This window comes from Micromonospora sp. NPDC003241 (genome assembly GCF_053589795.1).
Map to the genome: position 1 here is coordinate 25,790 of NZ_JBSFSO010000031.1, position 24,633 is coordinate 50,422.

A 24,633-nucleotide genomic window follows, 5' to 3' on the forward strand; every position below is an offset into this window, starting at 1 on the left:
CGGGTCAGCCCTTCGTCGCACCGGCGGTGAGACCGGAGACCACGTACTTCTGCACGAACAGGGCGATCAGCATGATCGGCAGGGTGACCACCGTGGTCGCCGCCATCAGGCCGCCCCAGTCGATGCTGGCGTATCCGACGAAGTCGAAGATCGCCACCGGCAGGGTCTTCGTGCTCGCACCGGAGAGCACCAGCGCGAACATGAAGTTGTTCCAGGAGAAGATGAAGGACAGGATGCCGGCGGTGGCGATGCCCGGGACGGACAGCGGCAGGGTGATCCGCCGGAACGCGCCGATCGGGGTGAGCCCGTCGACCAGCGCGGCCTCCTCCAACTCCTCCGGCAGGCCGTCGAAGTAGCCCATCATGATGTAGACGATGAGCGGCAGCGAGACGAACATGTGGCTCAGGATCAGCACGCTGAAGCCGCCGACCATGCGCAGGTTCGAGAAGACGTAGTACCAGGGCACCAGCAGCGAGACGCCGGGGATGATCCGGGCCATCAGCACGACCAGCGCCGACTTCTTCATGTTGAAGCGGCTCATCGAGTACGCCGCCGGCACGCCCAGCAGCAACGACAGCGTCGTCGCCGCGAACGCCACCCAGAGGCTGTTGACGATGAACTGGACGTAGTTGGCCTGCTGTAGGACGGTGCTGTAGTTGTCCAGCGTGGGCGTGAAGACCAGTGCCTTGCTGGAGTCGTAGATGTCGACGTTGGTCTTGAACGAGGCGGCGACCATCCAGATCAGCGGCGCCACCAGCGACAGCACCACGACGATCAGCGCGACCACGCGGAAGATCTTGAAACCCTTGCCCGGTTTCATCGGCCCTCCTCCTTCTTCTTGCGCGCGGTGAGGACCCACATCAGGGCGATGATGAGCAGGAAGAACAGGATCAACACGGTCGACGACAGGCCGTACTCGTTGTAGTCGAAGCTCAGGCCGTACGCGTACACGTTGAGCGTCTCGACCTCGTTGAACGAACCACCGCCGCGCCCCTTGGTGGCGTACAGGATGTCGAAGGTCTTCAGCGCGTCGATACCGCGCAGCAGCACCGCGACGATCACGGTGGGCATCAGCAGCGGCAGGGTGACGTGCCGGAAGCGCTGCCAGGCGCTGGCGCCGTCGATCATCGCGGCTTCCTGCGGCTCGTCGGAGAGCGAGGTGAGCCCGGCGAGCAGGATCAGCACGACCATCGGCGTCCACTGCCAGATGTCGATGAAGATCGTGGTGGGCAGCGCGGTGTGCTGACCGGCGAGCCACGGCTGCGGGCCGATGCCGACCCAGCCGAGCGCCTGGTTGGCCAGACCGATGTTCGGGTCGAAGATGAGCCGCCACATCATGCCGACCGCGACCGGGGTGGCCACCAGCGGTAGCAGGATGGCGACGCGGACCCACTTCTCGCCCCGGAACGGCCGCCACAGCAGCAGGGCGATCGCCATGCCGAGCACGACCTCGACGAGCAACGCGACGCCGGTGAAGGCACCGGTACGCGCGACGGCGGGCCAGAACCGGTCGGTGTCGGTGAGGACGTCGACGTAGTTCCGGAAACCGATGAACTCCGACTCGGCGCGGACCGACCCCGAGGAGTCGGTGAGGCTGAGGTACGCCGTCCAGGCGAGCGGGAAGATGATCAGCGCGGCGACGAAGGCCATGGCCGGGGCCGCGAAGAGCCACTTGCGATGGTCGTTGGCCCAACGCGCCCAACCGGGCGTGTCGGGCATGACAGAGGCGCTACTGGTCGCCCGCTCGGGGGCGCTGACTGCTGACATCAGATCTCCGTGATGGGAAGGCCGGGCGGGGGTGGCGGGGCGATCGGCCCCACCACCCCCGCGCTCGGACCTAGCGGGCCTCGTCGTCCAGGAACTTCTGGAACGCCTCGTGGGCGGTGTCCGCCGAGGCGGCGGCGTCCCGACCGGTGATGGCGTCCACGATCGGCTGACCGACGATCTCCCGGGCCTGCGCCACGCGCTCGACCACGGGCCGGTCGTGACCCACGCCGTTGGCGAGGCTCACGGTGATCGCCTGCGCCATGTCCTCCGGGTAGGTCGAGGTGCCCTCCGGGTTCTCGAAGACGGAGGCGCGGGCGCCGGGGGTGCCGGCCTTCTGCTGCTCCAGCGACTGCTCCTTGCCGGCCGCCCACTCGATGAACTTCCAGGCGTTGGTCTGGTTGCCCGAGGCCTCGTTGATCGCCAGGCCCCACGAGGGGATGTTGTACGGCTTGGAGCCGGCCGGACCGGCCGGGAACGGTGCGAACCCGACGTTCTCGGAGACCCGCGACTTGCTCGGGTCGGTGGCGTTCGCGTAGAGAGAGTTGGCCTCCGGGTAGAAGGCGGCCTGGCCCTGGGTGAAGATGGCCATCGCCTCGGACCAGCTCATGTCGGTGCTGATGTTGGCCGGACCCTGCTCGCGCAGCAGCCCGCCGTAGAAGGCGTACGCCTGCTTGGCGGCCTCGCTGTTGACGGCGGAGTTGCCGGCCTCGTCGACGAAGTCGCCGCCGAAGCTGTAGAGGAAGCTGGAGAACTGGGTGACGGCGGCGGCCTTACCGGTCCGGGCCACGAAGCCGGCCACGCCCGGGTTGTCCGCCTGGATCTTGGTCGCCTGCGCCTTGAGCTCGTCGAGCGTCTGCGGCGGGGCGCTGAAGCCGGACTTCTCCAGCAGGTCCTTGCGGTAGTAGAGCACCTGCTGCTCGGTGATGATCGGGATGCCCACCACCTTCTCCTCGTAGGTGGTGGCGCTCACCGGGGCGTCCTGGAAGTCGGCGAAGTCGAATTCCGAGCTGTCCTTGGCCTTGTCGGTCAGGTCGGCCAGGTACCCGTTCTTGGCGAACAGCCGGCCTTCCTGCAGCGGCCGGTACATCATCACGTCGATGTCGTCCGAGCCGGCGTTGAGCTTCACGTTGTACTGGTCCGACAGCTGGTCCTCACCGAGCTGGGTGACCTCGACCTTGAGACCGGTCTGCTGCTCGAACTCGGGCAGCGCCTTCCGGATGTTCTCGGTCCAGACGTGGTTGACCAGCGTCACGCGCACGGTGTCCGACGCGCCGCTGTCTTCACCACCACCGCCACAGGCGGAGAGGGTCATGGCGGCCACGACCGCCAGAGATGTCCCAACTATTGATCGACGTCCCACGTCCGTCTCTCCTTCTGTCCTGGCCGACGCCTCGGGGGGACGGGCGCGACCTCGGGCTGTTACATCCGCTTAACGTCCGGATGTTAGGCCGAAAAAGCAGACTTATACAAGGGGGAGACCTAACTGATATGATCCGAGCCGTGAAGGTTCCCTCACCCGGGGTGACACCCGCCCAAACCACCCGGACCGAGAACGGGCTGCACGGCCGTGTCCTCGACCACCTCGGTACGGCCATCTGCGGCGGTGAGCTGACCTCCGGAGCGGTGCTCAACATCGACGACCTGGTGGACCGCTACGCCGTGTCCCGCTCGGTGATCCGGGAGGTCCTCCGGGTGCTGGCGTCGATGGGCTTCATCGAGACCCGCCGCCGGGTCGGCGTCATGATCCGTCCGGCCCACCACTGGAACGTCTTCGATCCCCAAGTGATCCGCTGGCGACTCGCCTCCGTCGGCCGCATCGCCCAGATCCGGTCGATCACCGAGCTGCGGACCGCGGTGGAGCCGCACGCCGCCTGGCTCGCCGCCCACCGGGTCGACCACGACGAGGCCAGCGACCTGGTGGGCCTCGCCGCCAAGCTGTGGGCCGCCGGCAAGGCCGGGGACGAGAAGCGCTTCCTCGACCTCGACATCGAGTTCCACCAGCGGGTGCTGCGCGCCTCCGGCAACGAGATGTTCGTCAAGCTCCAGGACCTGGTCGCCGAGGTCCTCATCGGACGCCACCACTACCACCTGATGCCGCACTACCCCCACGAGCAGGCACTGCAACTGCACGCGGACGTCGCCCAGTCGATCCAGCGCCACGACGGCGAGACCGCGCGCGAGGCGATGGTGCAGATCATGGAGCACGCGTTCGAGGAGATGTCCTCGATCTGGGAGCAGCGCACCACCGAGCCGGCCTGACGGGATCGGGACCGACCCGGGGCAGCGCGGTCCACCCGATCCGCCCCGGGTCGACGTGGCCACGCCTACCGCGCCGGCCGGTCCGGGCCGGCCGGCAGGATGGTCGGATCAGACGGCCCCGCGGTCGACCAGGCTGAACGTGGTGTCGACCTCGCCGTTCCCGATGAACTCCACGTAGATCACCTTGCGGCTGCGGCTCCACTGCACGAAGCCGTGCTCCTCGTTGTACAGCACGTGGGTGGGGCGACCCTGGTCGTCCCTGCTCTCCTCGAGGGGCCTGATGCTGAACAGCGTCGCCTGAGTCGCCACACAATCGGCGCCCACCAGTGAGGAGGACGTGCTCGGTTGGCGTTTCACCCCGAGGCAGGGCCGGTGTGCGATCTCGGGATTCAAGGATTTGATCATGTAGTCGACGCCGAACGGCTGAAGGACGAAGACGGCGTCCGGCCCGGTGCCGTCACCGACGTGGACCCTGCCGTCGCCGTCCACCGACAGGTCACGGTCGATCTCCGCCACATGCAGCAGGGTGCGACGCTGCCCGTTGAGAATGCCCAGGGCGGCCTCGACGGGATCCAGCGACGTCCTCGGCCTAGCCGATCCGGCGGGCACCGGGTCCAGACTCCGCGAGACGGACGGCCCGGTGGGGGTCGCGGCACCATCGAGGACGCCACGCACCAGACGCGGGCCGACCAGCACGGCCGGCACCAGCAGCGCCGCCGCGACCACCGTGGCGACCAGCACCAGCCGGCTCCGCCGCTTCCTCACCCGGCCGTCGGACACCGGCTCCAGGGACATCGGGGCGTCGCTCCCGCGACCGGGCGTTCCACTGCCGTTCACCGCCGACACCGACGAGACCTCGGCCGAGCCGGCGGATGCCGACGCCGCGGCGGCCAGCATGCGGTCGGCCTCGCGCGACGACGGTGCCGTCGTCAACAGTTCGTCGAGCAGTGCCCGGGCGGTGGGACGCTCGGCCGGGTCCTTCGCGAGCGCCCGCTCGACCAACCCGCGCAACGGCCTGCCGAGGCCGGTGAGATCCGGCGGCTGGCTGAGGATCCGCATCGCGGTGGAGGCCGGCGAGTCGCCGGCGAACGGGGTACGCCCGGTGGCCGCGTAGGCGACCACCGCGCCCCAGGCGAAGACGTCCGCCGCCGGACCGACCGTCCGGTCACGCCCGGTCTCGAACCGCTCCGGTGCCATGTACGCGATGGTGCCGACCATCTGATTCGTCCGGGTGTGCTGACTGGTCGCCTCGAAGGCCCGGGCGAGGCCGAAGTCGATGACCTTGATGCCGCCCAACGCGACCAGGACGTTGGCCGGCTTGAGGTCCCGGTGGATCACCCCTGCGCCGTGGATCGCGGCCAGCGCGGTCGCCACCCCGACGGCCATGCTGTGCAGAGCGCCCGCACCGAGTGGCCCCTGCGCCCGGATCACCTGGGCGAGGCTCGGCCCGTCGACGTACTCCACCACCAGGTACGGCGGATCGTGATCCGGGTCGGCGTCCAACACCTCGGCGGTGCAGAACGGCGGCACCAGGCGAGCCTGGTTCACCTCGCTGCGGAACCGGGCCCGGAACTCGCTGTCGTCGGAGAGATCCGGGCGGATCATCTTGATCGCCACCTGGCGGCCCTGCCCGTTCCGGGCCAGGAACACCTCACCCATCCCGCCCTCACCGAGCCGGCCGAGCAGGTCGTACCCGCCGAGCCGCACCGGATCATTGGGGCGCAGTGGCTGGTTCACGTCCCCATTCCACAGTGCGTGGCCGACCCGGGAACCGTTCTGCGCATGATCTTCCCCTACGGATACTCGGAGGTCGATTCGACACCCTACCGTCACTCCTGAGCGAAACGACCAACGGTGAGTGCGGGATCGGAAGCCCGCGTCCGTACCATGCGGGCATGGCGTTGCTGCACCGGGCGGAACTGCGCCCCACCAAACTCGAGCTGTTGGCGACGTGGCTGCCCGGCCGCGTCTGGTATCGCGGGGACGCCGACGCCGAGGTGGTCCGCGTGGGCGCGTACCGGTTCGACGATCCGGCCGGTGAGGTCGGGATCGAGACGCTGCTGGTACGCGTCGGCACCGGCCCGGTGCACCAGGTGCCGCTCACCTATCGGGGCGAGCCGCTGGCCGGCGCGGAGGAGTGGTTGGTCGGCACGATGGAGCACTCGGCGCTGGGCCGGCGGTGGGTCTACGACGCCTGCGGCGACCCGGTGTACGCCGCCGCACTCGCCGACGCGGTGCTCGCCGACGCCGGTCAGGCCGAGGAGTACTTCGAGGAGGACGGCGAGCGGCAGGTCCGCCCACCGAACATGGAGATCGCCAGCGACGCCCCGGCAGCCGAGGCGCCCCCGGTCGGCGCGGTGCGTTCGGTGGCGGACGGCGACCTGACCGTGATCGTCACGGACGGCGTCGAGCTGACCGTGGTGCGCCGTCCGGGCTCCGGCGCGACGGCGTCCGGGGTCGCGTTGATCGGCACCTGGGACGACGTGAGCGCACCACTGGCGTACGCCGCACCGCGCTGACCACCGCCGATACGGCTTCCCCAGCCAGCGGCCGCCACTGCATACCGAGTATGCTTCTGCGCCATGCGACCCGCCCCCGACCACCGACGCGTGGCACTCGTCGCCGTGCTCGGCGGTTTCCTGCTCGGCTTCCTCGACTTCGTGTGGATCAAGTACGTGCCGTACCCCTTCGCCAACCTGGGCAACTCCAGCGCGGTGTGGGCGGTGGCCGCGTTCGCCTTCGGGTTCTGGGTCCGCTCCGGCCCGGTCCGCGCGGCCATCGGCGCCGCCGTCGGGCTCGTCGTCGCGGTGCCCAGTTACTACGTCGCGGCGGCGCTCATCCAGGGCGACGACTGGGCGGTGCTGTGGGCGACCACCTCGCTGACCTGGATGGCGTTCGGCGTACTCGCCGGAGTGATCTTCGGCGTCGGCGGCGTCTGGGCACGCGGGTCGGGGTGGCGGCGGGTGACCGGCACGGCGCTGCCCGCCGCCGTGCTGTTCGCCGAGGCGCTGCTCCAGGCGCAACGGATCAACCACCCGAGCTACGGGATCGAACCGCTCTGGAACGCCCTGATCAACGCGGTGCTCGGCGTCCTGGTCGTGGTCCTGGTCGGCCGCACCGCCCGGCAGCGACTGGTCGCGCTGGGCACGGCCGTGCCGCTGGCGCTGGCCGGATTCGTGGCGTTCCGGCTGGCGGGCTTCGGCTGACCGCCCGCGTCAGTCGCTGAACGCGGCGAGATCCAGCACGTCCAGGCGCTCCGGATCGGCGATCACGTCGATCGCGGCGATGCGTCCGCCCGCGACGGTGAAGGCCATCACCGACAACGGTCGACCGGCGGCGGTCACGACCACCCCGGCCGTGCCGTTGACCAGAGCCGGCCGGGCGAACGGCGAGAACCGGCCGAACGACGTGGCCTCGTCGGCGACGCTGGTAGCGCCCCTGATCACGGTGGTGAACCGGGCGCGACCGGCACCGCCGTCCGACCGCAGCACCACCTCCGGGTGCAGCACGGCGACCAGGGCGTCGAAGTCGCCGTCCCGGGCGGCGGTCAGGAACGCGTCGACCACCTCGCGCTGACGGGCGAGGTCGGTGTCCGGCAGCGGCGACTGCCCGCGTACCCGGCGACGGGCCCGACTGGCCAGTTGACGCGCGGCCGCCGGCGTCCGGTCGATCATCGGCGCGATCTCGTCGAACGGCACCGCGAACATGTCGTGCAGGACGAACGCCAGCCGCTCCGCCGGGCCGAGCGTGTCGAGCACCACCAGCAGCGCCAGCCCCACCGAGTCGGCCAGCACCGCGGCGTGCTCCGGGTCGTCGGCGCCCTCCGGGCTGACCAGCGGGTCGGGCACCCGGACGTCGAGCGGCTCCTCGCCGCGACGCCGACGGGTCCGCAGCGTGTTCAGGCAGACCCGCGCCACCACCGTGGTCAGCCAGGCGGGCAGGTTGTCCAGCGCGGCGGCGTCGGTCCGGGCCAGGCGCAGCCACGCCTCCTGCACCGCGTCGTCGGCCTCCCCCAGGGAGCCGAGCATCCGGTAGGCCACCGCCCGCAGGTGTGGTCGCTGCACCTCGAACCGCGCGGCCAGCCAGTCGGACTCGATCATCGTTCGCCCTCCTCCGGGTCCACCCACTCGACCCCGCCGCGCCCGGCGATGTGACGTCGGCCGGTCACCATCGGCGTCCGGTCGGGGTCGACCCCGGTGAAGCCACGAACGGTAGCCGACCGCACGACGGGCGGTCGCGACGCAGGGAGAGACGATGAACCCACCGATCCTGGTCACCGGCGGTACCGGCACACTGGGCCGCCTGGTCACCCCACTGCTGCGCGACACCGGCCGGTCGGTACGCGTGCTGAGCCGGCGAGGTGGCCACAGCGTCCCCGGAATCGCGCACGTCCGGGCCGACCTGCGCACCGGCGAGGGCGTGGAGAGGGCGGTACGCGGCGTCGACACCGTGCTGCACCTGGCCGGTGGCCAGCAGGGCGACGACACGTTGGCCCGTACCCTGGTCGACGCCGCACGGCAGGCGGACGTACGGCATCTGGTCTTCGTCTCGGTCGTCGGCGCGGACCGCGTCCCGCTCGCCTGGCTGCGGACCAAGCTGCACGCCGAGGAGGCGATCCGCTTTTCCGGCCTGCCCTGGACCATCCTGCGGGCCGCGCAGCTCCACGACCTGGTGCTGACCATGGCGCAGAGGCTGACCGCCCTGCCGGTGGTGCCGCTGCCCGGTCTGCGGCTGCAGTCGGTGGACGGCCGCGAGGTCGCCGACCGCCTCGCCGAACTGACGCTGGGCACCCCGGCCGGCCTGGTGCCCGACATCGTCGGCCCCCAGGTGCACACCACGGCCGAACTGATCCGAGGTTATCTGCGGGCCAGCGGGAAACGTCGGCTCACCCTGCCGGTCCGCCTGCCCGGAAAGGCGGGACGCGCCTACCGCGACGGGGCGAACCTGACGCTGCGCGGCGCCACCGTCGGCACCCGGACCTGGGAGGCGTTCCTCGCCGAACGGGTCGTCGCCGCCCGGTAGCCACACGGGACAGCACGCAGCGCCACCGGTTGGTAACGTGGCGGCGTTCTGCGGTGGTGTCCCTTGGGGAGGGTCGCGTGTGGGCGGACGAGGCGGCCTTGGACGCCACGCAGCGCCGCCTCGACGAGTGGGAGTCCGCCGTCGCCGACCGGGCGCGGCGGGCCCAGTCGCTGGCGGCCCGGGTCGCGGCGCTCACCGGCACCGCGCACAGTCCGGACCGCACCGTCACCGCCACCGTCGACTCGGCCGGGCTCCTGGTCGACCTGCGGCTTGACGACCGCGTACGCCAGCACCCCGCCGCCCACACCGCGCGCCTGATCGTGGCCACCACCCGCGCCGCACACGCGGACCTGCTGCGCCGTGTCGCCGAGACGACCCGCGAGACGATCGGCGCCGACGACCCGACGGGACAGGCCGTCGTCGACTCCTACCGGCGACGGCTGGGCGACGAGCGAAGCCAGCCGGATGCCGACCGATGACCCGGTCCGGGTCGACCCGGACGACCTGACCACCCACGCGGCGCGCCTCGACCGGCACGCCGACACCCTCGACACCGCCCGCCGGGCCGGCCAGCAGGTCCGGCTCGACACCGGCGCGTACGGGCAACTCTGCGCGTTCATGCCGACGTTGCTCGACGGCCTGCACCGCGTCCTGGTCGACGGCATCGGCACCGCCACCACCTCGGTCCGCGACACCGCCACCCGCCTGCGCACCGGCGCCGACCGATACCGGGCCGCCGACACGCGCGCCCGACACCGGCTCGACCGGGTGCGGGACCGGCGTGCCGGGTAACCCGCTCGTCGCCGCCCCGACGCCGGTCGCGCCCAGCGCCTGGGCCGGTGTCTGGATCTGCGAGGACATCGAACTCATCGCCAAGGGCGTACGCGAGGGAAGCTGGATCGACGGCAGCCTCGGCGTGGTCAGCGCCGGCCTGGACGCCCTCGCCTTCGTCTCCGACCCGGTCGGCGCCCTGCTCCAGTACGGTGTCGCCTGGCTCATCGAGCACGTCAAACCGCTCAGCGAGGCGCTGGACTGGCTGGCGGGCGACCCCGCGCAGATCACCGCACACGCCCAGACCTGGCGAAACGTCGCCGCGTCGCTGCGCGCCGAGGCCACCGGGCTCACCGACGCCGTCCGCACCCAGGTGACCGGCTGGGACGGCAGCGCCGGGCACGCCTACCGGACCTGGGCCGCCGAGCAGCACCAGGCCGTCACCGGTCTGGCCCAGGGCGCCGAGACCATGGCCGCCATCACCGAGGGCACCGCAGGACTGGTCGCCGCCGTCCGGCTCCTGGTCCGCGACGCCATCGCCACCTGCGTCTCCCGCCTCACCGTGTACGCCGCCGAACTCGTCGCCACCGCCGGACTGGCCACCCCACTGGTGGTCGAACAGGTCACCACGCTTGTCGCGTCTTGGGCGGCCCGGATCGCCAAACTACTGCGCGGTCTGCTGAACAGCCTCCGGGCGATCATCCCCCACATCCGCCGCCTCGCCGACCTCATCGACCACCTCAAACGCGCCCTGGACCGGCTCACCCGTCTCGGCCCTGCCGATCAGATGGGACGACGGCGTGATTGGGCTGACCCGAGAGACCGGCCACTTCCGCCGGTCCGCCGGCCCGAGTCCTACCTGCCGGCGGGCGATCCGGTCTATCACACGCCTCGATCGACGGGCATCGGATACGACGAGAAGACCATGCGGAACATCGACAACGTGCTGGCACTCGATGGTCACCACGACGTCATCGTGCACGGCACCGATAGGGGATACTTCGTCCCGGGCAGGGTGTCGGCGAAGGGGGATCACATGGACGGTGACCCCACCAACGCGGCACAGATCGCCGCCGCCATCAGAGAGAACCCTGATTATTCGGGTGGTCCGGTCCGCCTGGTGTCCTGCTACGCCGGGACCACCAGACCCGGGCTCGATGACGTGCCACTCGCCCAGCAGGTGGCCGACGAACTCGGCGTCACCGTCACGGCGCCGACCGCGCGAGTCGGAACTCCGCGTTGGACATCGCAACCACATCCGCCTGCGGTCGAGGCGGGTGGCACCTGGGAGGTCTTCGTGCCACACAAGGCGGACGGCTCGTGAGGACGGTCGGATTCTTCCGAGAACTCGGCCCGGAAGAGAGCGGCGCGTACACGGGCAGCATCGAGGCTCACCTCGGTAGCGAACCGCTGGAAGATGCGCCTGGGGTCATCGATTATCTGCGCCACGGTCACGTACTCATCGATGTCATGGGTGCCGAGGTCGACGTCCTCGGCAGCGGTCGACACCTTGTCGGCGGTGCTTCCGTGTTGACGGACGGCGGATGGTTGTGGCGCGACGACCTCCGCTTCTACGTCGCCAGTTACCACCTTGAACTACCCGACGAGTTCCTGGCTCGGATCAGGCGACTCCGTCATCAGGTGCCTGATCTATCGACATCGGAGTTGCAGGCCGCTGGCGAAGAGGCTTTCCGCCGACTCGGCTACCAATGAGGAACGCTCAACGCACCTATCTACTGCCCCAGCGTCGATGCTCATCGCAGACGACGAGAGCGCCTCAGGTCAGGATGATGGGGTTGGTGAGGGCGGCCATCTGGCGGGTGGGGTGGCGGACCTCGACGCGGACGTAGCCGGCCTCGTCCGCCGTGGTGTGCCACCGGGTCGTTCCCGTTCCGTCGGGAGACAGCGCCTCGCGGTGCACGGTGCCGCGTTCGGTGTGCAGGGTGACGACACCGGAGGGTACGCCGGACACCTGGACGCGTACCGTGACCTGCTTGCCGCCGGGGGGGAGGCGTTCGCCGACGGCGGCGACGCGGTCGGCGGTCGACGCCTCGACCTTGAGATGGACGCGCGTCGACTCGGCGAGCCAGCTGCGGCCCTGGCGGAGGCCGGCGAGGATCGCCTCGGTGCTCAGATCCTGCGCGAACACGACGGTGTGCGGTGTGCCGAGCTGGTCGGCGAGGTGGGTGTCGCTGTTGCCGACCGCCGGGCGCCAGCGTCCCCGGTGGACATCGTGGGCCAGGGTGCGTCCCCACTCGGCCAGGGCGGCCTCGTTGTCGGCGTTCCACGGCAGGTCCGAGGCCCAGCGGCCGTTCCACACCTCCACCGCGTCGAACCAGCGGTACGGGTAGGCAGACGTGCCCGAGGGGTACGGCGCGTACGGGTGGGCCAGCACGCACAGTCCACCCGCGTCGCGTACCCGGTGCAGGTGGCGCTCGACGGTGTCGTCGCGGATGCCGTAGTCGGAGTCGACCTGTTGCTCCGGTGGGAGGCCGAGGGCCAGCCAGTGGCCGGTGCGGGTGGTGACCTCCTGCCCGAGGATCACCAGCAGGTCGTCGCCGGAGTGGGGTGGGGCCCACTGCGCGTGGCCACGGACCGTGTCGTGTTCGGTGGTGGCCACGAAGTCCAGCCCGAGCGCGCGGGCCGCCGTCGCGAGCTGCGGCACGGTCAGCTCCGCGCCGTGCGAGAGCGTCGAGTGCAGATGACAGTCGCCCCGGTACCAGGCCGGACCCCGGCCCGTCGCCCCCAGGGCCGGAAAGCGGGGTGCGGCGTCCGGTCGGGTGACCATGCCCGGCAGCGTACGCGGATCGCGTCCACCGCAGGGGGCACTGCCCCGGTCCGAGGCCCGAGGTACCGGAGCCACCTCCGACCTGGGTCGGAGACGCCGCTCGGACCGACGGCCGCAGGTGGGGCCGCTGGTCGGGCGCTTCCGGGTCACCGCCCGAACAGCATCAGGACATGACTTCCGCGCTGCCCCTCCGGGCACCCTGGCACCGCCCCCTGTTGGTCTTCGTCTCGGCGATGACGCTCCTCGCCGTCGTCTGCGCCGTCGGTGTCTTCGCCGATCCCCGGGTACTGACCGGCGCGCCGATCTGGCTCAAGCCGTTGAAGTTCTCCGTCTCGTTGATGCTGTACGGCGCCACCCTGGCCTGGATGCTCACCCTGTTGCCCCGACGCAGCCGAGTCGCGGAATGGGCCGGCACCGTCATCGTCGCCATGGGGGTGGTGGAGATGGCGATCATCGTCGGGCAGGTGCTGCGCGGCACCACCAGCCACTTCAACGTGAGCAGCCCGCTGAACGCCGCCCTCTGGCAGGCGATGGGGATAGCGATCAACGTGCTGATGGTCGCGCACATAGTCGTCGGTGTGGCGGTGCTGCGGCGACCGATCCCCGACCGGGTCGGCCGGTACGCGGTGGGGCTGGGTCTGGGTCTGACGCTGCTCGGCATGCTGACCGCGGTCCCGATGACGATGAACGGCGCGGAATCGGCTGTCGCCGGGATCGTCGGGGCGCACAGTGTCGGCGTGCCGGACGGCGGCCCCGGGTTGCCGATCCTGGGCTGGAGCACCACCGGTGGGGACCTGCGGATCCCGCACTTCGTGGGCATGCACGCGTTGCAGGTAGTGCCGGCCCTGGCGCTGCTGCTGGGCCGGTTCCGCAATGAACGGCTGCATCAGCGTGACCAGGTGCGGCTGCTGGTGGTCGCCGGTACGGCGTACGGCGTGGGGACTCTGCTCCTGACCTGGCAGGCGCTGCGCGGGCAGCCGCTGCTGGGCCCGGACGCGCTGACCCTGGGCGCCGCTGCGGCGCTGCTGGTCGCGACCGTGGTGGCCGTCGGTGCGGTGCTCGTGCGGCGACGTCGACCCGAACCGGTGGCCGCGCCCGCCGAACGCAGCCCGGAGCAGGCCGACACCGCGCGGGTCGAGGTGACGGTGTGACCGGCGCCCTGTTCACGCTGACGTTCGCGCTGGCCGCGCCCTTCTGGGTGCTGATGATCCTGCTGCCGCGCTGGCACATGACCAGCCGGATCATCGCCTCGCCACTGATCGTGGCCCCGGTCCTGGTGGTCTATGCGGTGTTGGTGCTCCCGGCGCTGGGCGACGTGCTGCCGGCCGTGGCCTCGCCGACCCTGGACGGCATCCGCGACCTGCTGGGCACCGACGACGGTGCGGCGGCGGCCTGGGCGCACATGATCGCGTTCGACCTGTTCGTCGGGGCGTGGGCGTGGCGGGACAGCCGCGAGCGACAGGTGCCCGCGCTGGTCATGGCGCCGGTGCTGGTGTCGACGATTCTGCTCGGGCCGATCGGGCTGGCCGTCTATCTGGCGGTGCGTACCCGCTGGACACGGCCGATCTCGCCGTCGGACGGCAGGGCCTAGGCTTGGTCACCGTGGGATGGCTGGGACGCTTGTTCGACGCGCGGGACGCCCGCGTGCGGATGGCCCTGGTCATCATCGCGGGCATCTTCTACCTCTCCTTCGGTGGGCTGCACGCCGGTACGCCCACCACCACGCAGTTGGTCCTCGCGGTGGCCGCGTTCACCGCCGGGCTGCTGCTGTTCCGCCGGCTGGTGGGCAACCTGCTGGTGCAGGTGGCGCTGCTGGCGGTCGCGATCCACGTCATCGACGACGTGATGATCAACCAGGTGGGCGCCGGGTGGGCGTTGCTGGAGCTGACCGTGCGGGCGCGCCGGACCCGCACGGTCTGGTGGGGCGCCGGCCTGCTGGCCCTGGTCGACCTGACCGGCGTGCGGGGCGAACCGGTCGAGTGGCTTCTCTCCGCGGCGTCCGGGCTGGTGGTGGACGTTGGCGTGCCGGTGCTGCTGGGCCTGGTCATCCGGACCACGCAGGAGCTGGGTCGGCAGGCGCAGCAGCGCGCCGAGGAGGAGCAGCGGCGGCGCGAGTCGGAGAGCCGCGCCGCCCGGGCCGACGAGCGCAGCGCCATCGCGCGGGAACTACACGACGTCGTCGCGCACCACGTGGCGTCGATGGTGTTGCGGGTCGGGGTGGCCCGGCACGTGCTGACCGACCTGGATCCACGGGTGAACGAGGTCTTCGACGACGTGCACGGCACCGGCAGCGCCGCCCTGGCCGACCTGCGCCGACTGGTCGCTGTGCTGCGCGACCCGGACGGCGTACGCGGCGACGCGGCACTCACCGCGATCGAACCGTCGGCGGTGCCGGCCGCCATCGGCGCGGCGGTGGACCGGGCCCGTCAGGCCGGGGTGACGGTGGAGGCGGAGGTCGACCCGGCGGTCGCGTCACTCGACGCGGTCCGGGGTCTGGCGGTGCTGCGCCTGACCCAGGAGTCGCTGACCAACGTCGCCAAGCACGCCGGTGCCGCCGCGCTGGCCCGGCTGAGCGTCAGCGTGGTCGACGGCGCGGTGCACCTGGAGGTGACGGACAACGGGCGCGGTGCGGTGCCGGCCGTGGTGCCGGCGGGCGGCGGCCACGGCATCACCGGGATGCGGGAACGGGTCGAGGTCCTCGGTGGCCACCTGGAGGCCGGGCCGACCGACGGCGGCTGGCGGGTCCGTACGATCCTGCCCGCCACGCCGGACCGCGACGTGCCGCACCAGGTGGAGGCCTCATGATCCGTGTGCTGCTGGTGGACGACCAACATCTGATCCGCGCCGGGTTGCGCATGCTCTGCGACGCGCAGCCCGACATCGAGGTGGTCGGTGAGGCCGACAACGGCCGCGAGGCGATCACGATGGCCGCGCGGCTGGTGCCCGACGTGGTGGTGATGGACCTGCGCATGCCCGGCGTCGACGGGATCACCGCGACCAGCCGCATCCTGGCCGACCGGCCCGCCACCCGGGTGCTGGTGCTGACGACGTTCGGCGACGACGACCATCTCTATCCGGCGCTGACCGCCGGTGCCTGCGGTTTCCTGCTCAAGGACGCACCGCCCACCGAACTGCTGGACGGCGTCCGGCGGGCCGCCGTCGGCGACAGCCCGTTCAGCCAGGACGTGCTGCGACGTCTGGTGACCCGGGCGGTGCACGCCCGCGCCGAGACACCGGCACCGGTCGACGGCCTGACCACTCGGGAGCAGGACGTGCTGGACCTGGTCGCGGAGGGACTGTCCAACGCGGAGATCGGCGAGCGCCTGCACATCGGGGTGACCACGGTGAAGACCCACATCACCAGCCTGATGACCAAGACCGGCAGCTCCAACCGGGTACGGCTGGCGCTGTTCGCCCGTGGGCTGTGAGCCCGGCGATCCCCCGGACCATCGCGGAGGGCGGCTATCCCCCGGCCATCGCGCCCAGGACGATGTACGGCTCCGCGCCGGTGAGCACCGCCTCGGGCAGCGGTGCGTCGGGTGGGGAGTGGGAGAGGTCCTCCTCGCAGGCGTAGAAGCGGACGAAGGCGCGACGTTTGCCGCTGTGCCGGTCCCGGATGGTGCCGAGCAGCATCGGGTAGCGCGCCTCCAACGCGTCCAGCACCAGGCGCTGGGTGGCCGGCCCGCCGTCCGGACCGGCCACCTCCAGGCGTACCTCGCCGGTGACCTTGGCGAGGGTCTTCAGGTGGGCCGGAAGGACGACCCGGATCACGGCAACACCTGGACTTCCACGGAGAGCACCGGGGGCAGGTCCCGGACGATCGGCGCCCAGGTGTCGCCGCTGTCCGCCGAGTGGTAGACCTGTCCGCCGGTGGTGCCGACGTAGATGCCGCACTCGTCGAGCGTGTCGACCGCCATCGCGTCGCGCAGGACGTTGACGTAGCAGTCGGACTGCGGCAGCCCGTCGGTCAGCGGCTCCCACTCGTCGCCGCCGGTGCGGCTGCGGTAGACCCGTAACCGCCCCTCCGGCGGGTAGTGCTCGGAGTCGCTCTTGATCGGTACGACGTAGATCGTCTCCGGCTCGTGCGCGTGCACCGCGATCGGGAATCCGAAGTCCGACGGCAGGTCGCCGCTGATCTCACGCCAGTTCGCACCGGCGTCGTCGCTGCGCATCACGTCCCAGTGCTTCTGCATGAACAGCGTGTCCGGCCGCGACGGGTGCTGGGTGATGTGGTGCACGCAGTGGCCCACCTCGGCGTCGGTGTCCGGGATCTCCCCCGACCGCAGTCCCTTGTTGATCGGCAGCCAGCTCGCGCCCGAGTCGTCGCTGCGGAACGCGCCCGCCGCCGAGATGGCGGTGTAGATCCGACCCGGGTGCACCGGGTCCAGGATGATCGTGTGCAGGCACAGGCCACCCGCACCCGGCTGCCACGACGGGCCGGTCCGGTGGGTCCGCAACGCGGTCAGCTCGGTCCACTTCTGGCCGCCGTCGCCGGAGACGTAGAGGGCGGCATCCTCGGCACCGGCGTACACCGTGTCGGGGTCGTCGCGGGACGGCTCCAGGTGCCAGATCCGCTTGAACTCCCACGGGCGCGGAGTGCCGTCGTACCAGAGGTGCTCGCCGACCTCGCCGGTGTACGCGAAGTCGTTGCCGACGGTGGCCCACGTCCTGCCGCCGTCGTCGGAACGCTGGATCAACTGCCCGAACCAACCGCCGGACTGTGAGGCGTAGAGCCGGTCCGGGTCGGCAGGTGAACCGGTGAGGTGGAAGATCTCCCAGCCGCCGAAGTGCGGCCCGTCGACCGTCCAGTCGGCGCGTCGACCGTCCGAGGTGAGCACGAACGCGCCCTTGCGGGTGCCGACCAGCACCCGTACGCCGGTCATCGCGGCTCTCCCCGGCGCACCGTACCGACCTGGTGTGTTGTTCGTTGTCGTGTGGCCATGTCGCCATTCTCCTGTCGTGTCCGATGAACCCCGATTGCCACGCCGGACCGTTCACTGACGGTCATACTCGCCGGGTACGACAGGATCCGCCCGGCGGGCGCGGCACTCGTCCGCCGGGCAGGCTGACGAGGAGGGGTCGGACATCTCAGCTCGACATCACGCGGGCGTGCAGGTCGGACACCACCTTGCGGGCCGACTCGAAGGCACCGGCCTGCCAGGCGATGTAGTGGCTGAGGTGGTCACCGGCGAAGTAGACCCGGCCGTCCGGCTCCAGCAGGCGCCCGTAGTGCCCGCCGCTGGTCCGCGATGGCCAGGACATCCAGCCGCCCTCGCTGTAGCGGGTCCGCTCCCAGGCCACCGAGAACGACGTCTCCACCTCGCTGCGGTACGCCTCGCCGTGGATCTTCACGCCCTGGGCGACGGCACGGGCCTCCCGCTCGGCGGGCGGCAGGGCCGCGTACGACTGGGCGTTGGCGCCGAAGTTGTAGTAGCCGATGACCAGGCCCTTCGCGCCGTGGTAGCCGTAGGACGGGTACCAGATCGCGGACAGGTCCAGGTTGGTGTTGGTGATGCCGGCGTAGATGTTCTCGTCCTGCTCCCACCAGCGCCGCCGGTACTGCAACCCGATCTTGCCGGTGGCGGTCGGCACCGCGTAGCCGAGTGCGTCCCGCACCGGCGGGGACAGGTTCGACGGGATCCGCGCCAGCACCGGCGGCGGAATCGTGCAGACGCAGAAGTCCGCGACGACGGTCCGCACCCGACCGCCGGGTCCGGCGTGGACGACCGAGACACCGGAGCCGGTGTTCGAGATGGACCGCACCTCGGCGCCGTAGGTGATCCGTCCGCGCCCCACGGCCTCCTCCAGGGCGTACGCGATGCGGTCCATCCCGCCGACCGGTTGGAACATCAGCATCGCCTGGTCGTAGCCGAACTCGAAGGAGAAGTACCGGCCGACGCCGCTGGCCAGCACGTCCGGCAGGGAGTGCGGGGTCAGTTTCGGCGTACCCGCCTCGTTGCCGGCGCCCGGCTCCACCTGGTAGCCCCGGCGGTTGGTGCCCGCGTACCGCCAACTGGCCGCCGGGTCGCCCGCCACCCGGCCGCCGATCGCACCGAACCCGCGCAGGAACTCCAGCAGCCGTTCCTTGTCGTCGGCGGTGAGGTGCCCGTCGAGCGCGCCCTGGTCGGTGGCCTTGGCGAGCAGTTCGGAGACGTACCCGTAGACGTCCGCCTTCGCCTCACGGTGCCGGATGGGGGTGCCGGAGAGCGGGCCGACGTTCTCGTTGTAGTAGTAGCCGTCGGCGTTCTGGTTGCCGAAGATCTCGACCGGCACGCCCAGCTCCCGGCAGTAGTCCATGGTCACCATGTGCTGGGCGATCCGCGCCGGACCGGCGTTCATGTACTGCCCGCCGGTGAACCGGGCGCGCTGGGTGTGCCCGTCCAGGTCGGTCTCGCTGGTGCCACCGCGCACCGTCCAGTTACGCCCACCCGGGCGGCTACGCGCCTCCAACACGGTCACCCGGTAACCCGCCTTGCCGAGTTCGTACGCCGTCGTCAGTCCGGCGATGCCGGCGCCGAGCACGACGACGGACTTCGCGGACCGGCCGGTCAGCGTGAAGTCCGACCGGTTCGGCGCCCGGAACGGCGGCGCGGCCTGCGCGGCGGGTGCCAGACCGAGCGCGCCCATCGTCCCGTAGAGCACCCCGGCGCCGCCGGAGACCCCGACCGCCTGGAGGAACTGCCGTCGCGTGGTGGGTGTCGTCATCGCCGCCTCCTAGATCGATGGACGACGATCTCAGCGGCGTGTTTCATCGACGTAGCCCATTGGTAACACCCGCCCGAATGGTCATCGCGCTCCTGCACACACCAAGCGTGTCCGCGCTACCGCCACCGGCAAGGCGAGGAAGCACGACACCGAAGGGTGTCCGATTCGCCACAATCAGGGCATGAGCGAGGACGCCGGCTGCGCCGACCCACGGCAGGTTCCCGACTTCCGGGAACGGCGTCAGCGCACCCTCCAGCGCACCGCCGCCTTCACCGACGGGGCCGTGGCGATCGCGCTGACACTGCTGGCGCTCCCCCTGGTCAACTTCGCCGACGCGAGCACGGCTCGGCAGTCCGTGGCCGAACTGTTCGCCGCGCACCTCGGCGACATCCTCTCCTTCGCGGTGTCATTCCTGGTCATCGCACTGTTCTGGCGAACCCACCGGCACCTCTACGAACAACTCGTCGACTACGACGAGCCCCTCGTCCTGCTCAACACGGCATGGCTGATGGCAGTGGTCTTCCTGCCGTTCCCCACCGCGCGACTCTTCGTCGAGACACACCTGCGCACCGACTCGACGGTCCTCTACCTCAGCAACATGCTGCTCATCAGCCTTCTCGCGCTGACCCAGGCATGGTGGGTCGACCGCCACCCCCACCTGCGCGCCCCGAAGAGTCAGTCGAGCGCCCGAACCCTGGCCCCGCCGGTCGCGCTCAGCGTGACCTTCGCCGCCGCCACCCTGACCGCGCTCGCCGCGCCGACCGCCGGCCTGCTGGTGCTCGTCGGCCTACCCTTGGCGCAGGCCATCGCCGCCCGACTCACCAGAGCACCCTCGACCCGTGGCTGCGGATAGGGTCGACGTCTACCGATGCAGGCGGTGGGCACAGCGGCCGTCGTGGTCGGCGTGCAGCAGGCAACGCCGGCCGCCGAGCAGCGGCAGGTCGCAGAAGACCCGATGGCGTACGCCCTGGGCGTCCTCGGCCGAGACGGTGGTCTCGGCGGGGTCGGCCCACGGCATGATCAGTGTCCAGCGGCCGATCACCCGGGCCAACCGCTGCGCGGTGGGCAGGTCGGCGGCGACCACGGGCAGGTGGATGACGTAGCGCCGGCTCACCGGTCGTAGCCCCGAGCCCGGGCCTGCGCGGACTGCCAGTCGCGCAGTGCGCCCTTGACCCGGGCGGTCTCGCGGCGACTCTCGGACAGCGCGTCGCGCAGGGCGGCCAGGTCACCGGCGACGCGGTCCAGGAACGCGTACACCTCGTCAGACGCCAGACCGCGCCGCCCGAGCCGGGCGCGACGGAATCGGCGCCCACGCACCTGCCAGGGCAGCAGACCGGCGTACGCGGCGGAGCGGTAAGTCGCCCCACCGGCCGGAAAGGATCGCTGATTCGGCATGTCGCCTGCCTTTCCACGTCCTGGATGGAGTGGGTCGCCCACCCACCCCGGCGGGCGACCCACCCCGCCCTGCCACCGCAGCTTCACTGCGCAGTACGGCACCAGGGCTGCTCAACGGGGGATGTGCGCTGCGGCGGCCGTCCGGGGGGAATCGTCCGGCCGCCGCGCTGTGGTCATCCTGCGACACTCCGCAATTGGTTCGCAACGTTCCACCACTGGATTTCGCGCTTATGCATTGACTTTCTTTGCCGGAACCCCTATGAGTTACAGAGACGGGTGACGCAGTGTTGCGTACCGGAACCAGGGAGTGTGCGAATGCCCGAGGACATCGGATCGACCGTGCCGCGCCGCCAGCTCGGCCGACTGCTGCGCCAGTACCGCAACGAGGCCGGGGTGACCCTCGACGCCGCCGCCGAGGCATTGGAGTACAGCCGGCAGAAGATCTGGCGCCTCGAATGCGGCATGGGGTCGGTCCGGATCCTCGACGTCAAGGCCATGTGCGAGCTGTACGGCGTGTCGCCGGAGATGACCGACGCGATGCGCGGGCTGGCCGCCGAGACGAAGTCCAAAGGCTGGTGGCACGCGTACGGCGACGCGGTGCCGAGCTGGTTCGAGCTGTACGTCGGCCTGGAATCCGCCGCCTCGCGGCTGCGGGGCTACGACGAATCACTGATCCCCGGCATCCTTCAGACGAAGGAGTACGCCCACGCACTGATCCGCCTCGGGCGGATGATGAGCGATGAGGAACGAGAGCAGGCCGTCGAGGTGCGATTGCAGCGCCAGGCACTGCTCACCCGCCGCCTCCCCGCCGCGCCCCGCCTTGAGTCAGTTCTGTCGGAGGCGGTTCTTCGACGCGGCGTCGGCGGTCCCGCGATCATGAGCGGTCAACTCGACCACCTTCTCCGGCTGTCTGATCTGCCGAACGTGTCGGTCAGGGTGCTGCCGCTGGCAGCAGGCCCGCAGCCCGGTGCCGTCGCGGGCACGTTCATGATTCTCGACTTTCCGGCGACCAAGGGCGGTCGGGCCGCACCAGAGCCGTCCATCGTCTACAGCGAGTCGTTGACCGGAGCGCTCTATCTCGACAAACCCGATGAACTGGCGGCCTATGAACGGGTCTGGCGGGGACTGGATGCGCTCGCCCTCGGCGAGGCAGAATCGAAGGACATGATCAAAAGGCTCATCGGGGAGATACGGCATGACTGACCTGACCGGCGCCGTCTGGCGCAAGAGCACCCGTAGCGGCGACAACGGCGGCGCCTGCGTCGAGGTGGCCGACAACCTCCCCGACCTCGTCGCCGTACGCGACTCCAAGAACCCGGCCGGGCCCGCCCTCACCTTCTCCCCAGCCGCCTGGAACACCTTCGTCCACACGCTCCAGGCAGCCTCCTAGATTTCGCAGAGTGAACGAGTAGCCTTCCGGTCGCCTGCGGTCGGCCGTGAGAGCATGCCTCGGTGAAAGACCTGACCGAGCGGGTACGCGCCTTTGCCGACGAACGGGACTGGCAGCAGTTCCACACGCCCAAGAACCTCGCCATGGCTCTCGCGGGCGAGGTCGGCGAGTTGCTGGCCGAGTTCCAGTGGCTCACCCCCGAGCAGGCGAGCGCGGTCATGGCCGACGCCGAGGCGGGTGCCCGCGTACGCGCGGAGATCGGCGACGTGATGATCTACCTGACCCGACTCGCGGACGTCCTCGACATCGACCTGGAGGACGCCGCCAGGGACAAGCTCACCGAGGTCGCCACCCGTTATCCCGTCAGCGAGGCGAAGGGTTCGGCGGCCAAGCGGTAGCGGTGCGTGCGGAGAAATGATCTCTCCGCTAAAGTCCGGCGCGTACAGGCGCGTAACGACGGGCTTCCGGCGACGAACGGACACGCCCCCCATGCGCACGATCATTTCGTGCTGCCCGGGGGCAAGTGTTGTCGACGTTCCGCACCTCCGCCGAGGGACTTCTCCGTCACGCCGCCGTCGGCGATCTCGCCGACCGCATCATCGACCAGATCGGCCGTGGGGTGAGCCCGGCCGAACGCAGATCCTGGGAGCGGAGCCTGCCGGTACTCGGTCAGGATCTGGTCGATGCCGGACTCGGCCAGGTCGAGATGCTCGTCGAGTACCAGCTCCCGCTGACCAGCAAGCGCGTCGACGTGGTCCTGGCCGGCACGCACCCACAGACCGACGAAGACTCCTACGTGGTGGTGGAACTCAAGCAGTGGTCGCGGGCGGAGTCCTACGAGGGGTCCGACCGGCTGGTGCTGGTCGAGCGCGTCCGCGAGCCGCGTGTGCATCCGGGTGTGCAGGTCGGTGGCTACTGCGAGTACCTCGGCGACTTCCTCGGTGTGCTCTCCGGACGGCGCAACCCGATCGCGGGTGCCGCGTACCTGCACAACGCCGTCGACCGGGACGTGGAGGAACTCTTCCAGCTCAGGCCCACCGAGCAGAGCCGGATCTTCACCCGGCAGCGGCGTGGCCAGTTCCTCGACTTCCTGCGTAGCCACCTGGCCCCCGCGTCGGGCGCGGCCGCCGCCGACCGGTTCCTCACCAGCGCCGTCCGACCGAGCAAGCACCTGCTGTCGTACGCGGCGGCCGAGTTGAAGCAGCGGTCGCACTTCACGTTGCTCGGTAAGCAGCGCCTGGCGTACGAACTCGTGCTGCACGCCGTGGAACGGTCCCGCGCCGGGGACCGCAAGTCGGTCGTGGTGGTGTCGGGCGGTCCTGGCAGCGGAAAGAGCGTGATCGCCCTGTCGGTCCTGGGTGAGCTGGCCCGCCAGAGCCGGTCGGTCATGCACGCCACCGGTTCCCGGTCCTTCACCCAGACCCTGCGCAAGTACGCCGGCAAGGGCTCCTCGCGGCTGAAGAACCTGTTCGGCTACTTCAACAGCTTCATGACCGCCGAGCGCAACGGCCTCGACGTCCTGATCTGCGACGAGGCACACCGCATCCGGGAGACGTCGGTCAACCGGTTCACGCCCAAGGCCAAGCGGGACAAGGCACGCCCCCAGATCGACGAACTGATCGCGGCGGCACGGGTGCCGGTCTTCCTGCTCGACGAGCACCAGGTGGTCAAGCCGGGCGAGTTGGGCAACGTCGAGGTCATCTCCGCGTACGCCGCGCAGCTCGACCTGCACGTCGAGGTCGTTCGGCTGCACGACCAGTTCCGGTGCGGCGGCAGCGACGCGTACGAGCAGTGGGTTCTCGACCTGCTCGGCCTCGACGGCGGTGAGCCCTCGGTCTGGACCGGTGACGGCCGGTTCGACCTACGGCTGGCGGAGTCACCCGAGGAGATGGAGGCGTTCCTGTCCGGCCACCAGGACGCCGGGGAAACCGCCCGCATGTCGGCGGGCTACTGCTGGCCGTGGAGCGACCCGCGCCCGGACGACTCCCTGGTCGCGGACGTGCAGATCGGAGGCTGGGCGCGGCCGTGGAACGTCAAGAGCGACCGCAGTGTCGGCGAGGCACCTGGTAGCGCGTTCTGGGCCACCGATCCGAACGGATTCGGCCAGGTGGGCTGCGTCTACACGGCGCAGGGCTTCGAGTACGCATGGTCGGGCGTCATCTTCGGGCCGGACCTGGTCGCTCGGGACGGCCGCCTGGTCACCGTTCGGGCGGAGTCGAAGGACCCGGCGTTCCGCAGCCGCAAGGCGCTCAGCGACGACGAGGCGGACCGGCTGATCCGCAACACCTACAAGGTGCTCATGACGCGCGGCATGAAGGGCACCGTCTTGTACTCCACCGACCCGGAGACCCGCGACTACCTGGCCTCGCTGATCCAGATCAAACGTCCGGTGGAGACGACGTACGAGTCCGACGAGGTCGACGCGGCCACGGGCGGCTCAGTGGGTCTGGCTGGATCTCCGAGGTAGCGGTTAGAGTCGACCCGGTCAGGCGGACCGACAGGCTTTCGCACGTGAACATGCCTCCACCGCACGAGT

At 70.5% G+C, this 24,633-nt stretch carries 28 protein-coding genes; 17 read left to right on the plus strand and 11 right to left on the minus strand.

The window, feature by feature from the left end; genetic code table 11:
- Positions 1-4: 4 nt before the first annotated feature.
- The 3 genes from ACWDVW_RS22440 to ACWDVW_RS22450 all read right to left on the minus strand — a co-directional run bounded on the left by ACWDVW_RS22440 (position 5) and on the right by ACWDVW_RS22450 (position 3,019).
- Entirely contained in the window at positions 5-820 is an 816-nt protein-coding gene (locus tag ACWDVW_RS22440) for a carbohydrate ABC transporter permease (protein WP_449952009.1), read from the minus strand.
- Positions 817-1,767, minus strand: coding sequence for a carbohydrate ABC transporter permease (locus ACWDVW_RS22445; RefSeq protein ID WP_350694482.1), 951 nt, complete (start codon positions 1,765-1,767; stop codon positions 817-819). The genes ACWDVW_RS22440 and ACWDVW_RS22445 overlap by 4 nt, the downstream gene beginning before the upstream one ends.
- A gap of 70 nt (positions 1,768-1,837) precedes the next feature.
- Complete coding sequence (locus ACWDVW_RS22450; RefSeq protein ID WP_449952012.1) at positions 1,838-3,019, minus strand: ABC transporter substrate-binding protein; 1,182 nt, start codon at positions 3,017-3,019, stop codon at positions 1,838-1,840.
- Between the two features lie 248 nt (positions 3,020-3,267).
- Here ACWDVW_RS22450 and ACWDVW_RS22455 point away from each other — a divergent pair, with 248 nt between their 5' ends.
- Positions 3,268-4,026: a FadR/GntR family transcriptional regulator gene (locus ACWDVW_RS22455; protein WP_396750601.1), complete on the plus strand. Its 759-nt coding sequence runs from the start codon at positions 3,268-3,270 to the stop codon at positions 4,024-4,026.
- A 108-nt stretch (positions 4,027-4,134) separates the two neighbouring features.
- On the opposite strand, the gene ACWDVW_RS22460 is transcribed toward ACWDVW_RS22455, so the two are convergent.
- Entirely contained in the window at positions 4,135-5,763 is a 1,629-nt protein-coding gene (locus ACWDVW_RS22460) for a serine/threonine protein kinase (RefSeq protein WP_449952015.1), read from the minus strand.
- Positions 5,764-5,921: 158 nt separating this feature from the next.
- Here ACWDVW_RS22460 and ACWDVW_RS22465 point away from each other — a divergent pair, with 158 nt between their 5' ends.
- Positions 5,922-6,545: a CG0192-related protein gene (locus tag ACWDVW_RS22465; protein ID WP_449952018.1), complete on the plus strand. Its 624-nt coding sequence runs from the start codon at positions 5,922-5,924 to the stop codon at positions 6,543-6,545.
- A gap of 63 nt (positions 6,546-6,608) precedes the next feature.
- The gene (locus tag ACWDVW_RS22470; RefSeq protein WP_449952021.1) at positions 6,609-7,232 is read left to right on the plus strand and encodes a DUF6518 family protein; all 624 of its coding nucleotides are present in this window, start codon (positions 6,609-6,611) and stop codon (positions 7,230-7,232) included.
- A gap of 9 nt (positions 7,233-7,241) precedes the next feature.
- Here ACWDVW_RS22470 and sigJ read toward each other — a convergent pair whose 3' ends face one another.
- Positions 7,242-8,126 carry an RNA polymerase sigma factor SigJ gene (gene sigJ, locus ACWDVW_RS22475; RefSeq protein ID WP_449952024.1) on the minus strand — a complete coding sequence of 295 codons (885 nt, stop codon included), beginning with the start codon at positions 8,124-8,126 and terminating at the stop codon, positions 7,242-7,244.
- 154 nt (positions 8,127-8,280) lie between these two features.
- Here sigJ and ACWDVW_RS22480 point away from each other — a divergent pair, with 154 nt between their 5' ends.
- The 5 genes from ACWDVW_RS22480 (at position 8,281) to ACWDVW_RS22500 (ending at position 11,532) form a co-directional block, all read left to right on the plus strand.
- Positions 8,281-9,048 carry an SDR family oxidoreductase gene (locus ACWDVW_RS22480; RefSeq protein ID WP_449952027.1) on the plus strand — a complete coding sequence of 256 codons (768 nt, stop codon included), beginning with the start codon at positions 8,281-8,283 and terminating at the stop codon, positions 9,046-9,048.
- 77 nt (positions 9,049-9,125) lie between these two features.
- Positions 9,126-9,527 (plus strand): YbaB/EbfC family nucleoid-associated protein, encoded by a 402-nt coding sequence (locus ACWDVW_RS22485; RefSeq protein ID WP_449952030.1) that lies wholly within the window; start codon positions 9,126-9,128, stop codon positions 9,525-9,527.
- Complete coding sequence (locus ACWDVW_RS22490) at positions 9,514-9,840, plus strand: type VII secretion target (protein ID WP_449952033.1); 327 nt, start codon at positions 9,514-9,516, stop codon at positions 9,838-9,840. The genes ACWDVW_RS22485 and ACWDVW_RS22490 overlap by 14 nt, the downstream gene beginning before the upstream one ends.
- A complete protein-coding gene (locus ACWDVW_RS22495; protein ID WP_449952035.1) occupies positions 9,830-11,143 on the plus strand; it encodes a WXG100 family type VII secretion target in 1,314 nt (437 codons plus the stop codon). Before ACWDVW_RS22490 ends, ACWDVW_RS22495 begins: the two co-directional genes overlap by 11 nt.
- The gene (locus tag ACWDVW_RS22500) at positions 11,140-11,532 is read left to right on the plus strand and encodes a hypothetical protein (RefSeq protein ID WP_449952038.1); all 393 of its coding nucleotides are present in this window, start codon (positions 11,140-11,142) and stop codon (positions 11,530-11,532) included. Before ACWDVW_RS22495 ends, ACWDVW_RS22500 begins: the two co-directional genes overlap by 4 nt.
- A 64-nt stretch (positions 11,533-11,596) precedes the next feature.
- On the opposite strand, the gene ACWDVW_RS22505 is transcribed toward ACWDVW_RS22500, so the two are convergent.
- A complete protein-coding gene (locus ACWDVW_RS22505) occupies positions 11,597-12,607 on the minus strand; it encodes a CehA/McbA family metallohydrolase (protein WP_449952040.1) in 1,011 nt (336 codons plus the stop codon).
- 170 nt (positions 12,608-12,777) lie between these two features.
- On the opposite strand from ACWDVW_RS22505, the gene ACWDVW_RS22510 reads away from it, so the two are divergent.
- From ACWDVW_RS22510 to ACWDVW_RS22525, 4 genes are read left to right on the plus strand one after another with little or no spacing between them, the layout of a single operon-like run.
- Entirely contained in the window at positions 12,778-13,758 is a 981-nt protein-coding gene (locus tag ACWDVW_RS22510; RefSeq protein WP_449952043.1) for a hypothetical protein, read from the plus strand.
- Positions 13,755-14,198 carry an ABA4-like family protein gene (locus tag ACWDVW_RS22515; protein WP_449952046.1) on the plus strand — a complete coding sequence of 148 codons (444 nt, stop codon included), beginning with the start codon at positions 13,755-13,757 and terminating at the stop codon, positions 14,196-14,198. Before ACWDVW_RS22510 ends, ACWDVW_RS22515 begins: the two co-directional genes overlap by 4 nt.
- A gap of 11 nt (positions 14,199-14,209) precedes the next feature.
- Complete coding sequence (locus ACWDVW_RS22520) at positions 14,210-15,412, plus strand: sensor histidine kinase (RefSeq protein ID WP_449952048.1); 1,203 nt, start codon at positions 14,210-14,212, stop codon at positions 15,410-15,412.
- A complete protein-coding gene (locus ACWDVW_RS22525; protein ID WP_449952051.1) occupies positions 15,409-16,035 on the plus strand; it encodes a response regulator transcription factor in 627 nt (208 codons plus the stop codon). Before ACWDVW_RS22520 ends, ACWDVW_RS22525 begins: the two co-directional genes overlap by 4 nt.
- Before the next feature lie 34 nt (positions 16,036-16,069).
- On the opposite strand, the gene ACWDVW_RS22530 is transcribed toward ACWDVW_RS22525, so the two are convergent.
- The 3 genes from ACWDVW_RS22530 to ACWDVW_RS22540 form a co-directional block, all read right to left on the minus strand.
- On the minus strand, positions 16,070-16,378 hold the full coding sequence (locus ACWDVW_RS22530; RefSeq protein WP_396750628.1) for a MoaD/ThiS family protein: 309 nt from the start codon (positions 16,376-16,378) through the stop codon (positions 16,070-16,072).
- Complete coding sequence (locus tag ACWDVW_RS22535; RefSeq protein WP_449952053.1) at positions 16,375-17,490, minus strand: WD40/YVTN/BNR-like repeat-containing protein; 1,116 nt, start codon at positions 17,488-17,490, stop codon at positions 16,375-16,377. The genes ACWDVW_RS22530 and ACWDVW_RS22535 overlap by 4 nt, the downstream gene beginning before the upstream one ends.
- A gap of 205 nt (positions 17,491-17,695) precedes the next feature.
- Entirely contained in the window at positions 17,696-19,312 is a 1,617-nt protein-coding gene (locus ACWDVW_RS22540) for a flavin monoamine oxidase family protein (protein ID WP_449952056.1), read from the minus strand.
- Positions 19,313-19,493: 181 nt separating this feature from the next.
- Here ACWDVW_RS22540 and ACWDVW_RS22545 point away from each other — a divergent pair, with 181 nt between their 5' ends.
- Positions 19,494-20,165 (plus strand): TMEM175 family protein, encoded by a 672-nt coding sequence (locus ACWDVW_RS22545; protein WP_449952058.1) that lies wholly within the window; start codon positions 19,494-19,496, stop codon positions 20,163-20,165.
- A 9-nt stretch (positions 20,166-20,174) separates the two neighbouring features.
- Here the strand turns inward: ACWDVW_RS22545 and ACWDVW_RS22550 are convergent, their stop codons facing one another.
- Together ACWDVW_RS22550 and ACWDVW_RS22555 are read right to left on the minus strand one after the other, a co-directional pair.
- A complete protein-coding gene (locus ACWDVW_RS22550; protein WP_449952061.1) occupies positions 20,175-20,426 on the minus strand; it encodes a hypothetical protein in 252 nt (83 codons plus the stop codon).
- Positions 20,423-20,707 carry a DivIVA domain-containing protein gene (locus ACWDVW_RS22555; protein WP_449952064.1) on the minus strand — a complete coding sequence of 95 codons (285 nt, stop codon included), beginning with the start codon at positions 20,705-20,707 and terminating at the stop codon, positions 20,423-20,425. Before ACWDVW_RS22555 ends, ACWDVW_RS22550 begins: the two co-directional genes overlap by 4 nt.
- 315 nt (positions 20,708-21,022) lie before the next feature.
- Here ACWDVW_RS22555 and ACWDVW_RS22560 point away from each other — a divergent pair, with 315 nt between their 5' ends.
- The 4 genes from ACWDVW_RS22560 (at position 21,023) to ACWDVW_RS22575 (ending at position 24,564) form a co-directional block, all read left to right on the plus strand.
- Complete coding sequence (locus ACWDVW_RS22560) at positions 21,023-21,910, plus strand: helix-turn-helix domain-containing protein (protein ID WP_449952066.1); 888 nt, start codon at positions 21,023-21,025, stop codon at positions 21,908-21,910.
- Positions 21,903-22,097, plus strand: a complete 195-nt coding sequence (locus ACWDVW_RS22565) for a DUF397 domain-containing protein (RefSeq protein ID WP_449952069.1) — start codon at positions 21,903-21,905, stop codon at positions 22,095-22,097. Before ACWDVW_RS22560 ends, ACWDVW_RS22565 begins: the two co-directional genes overlap by 8 nt.
- A 62-nt stretch (positions 22,098-22,159) precedes the next feature.
- A complete protein-coding gene (locus ACWDVW_RS22570; RefSeq protein WP_449952071.1) occupies positions 22,160-22,495 on the plus strand; it encodes a nucleotide pyrophosphohydrolase in 336 nt (111 codons plus the stop codon).
- Positions 22,496-22,623: 128 nt separating this feature from the next.
- Positions 22,624-24,564, plus strand: coding sequence for a DNA/RNA helicase domain-containing protein (locus ACWDVW_RS22575; protein WP_449952074.1), 1,941 nt, complete (start codon positions 22,624-22,626; stop codon positions 24,562-24,564).
- Positions 24,565-24,633: the final 69 nt, after the last annotated feature.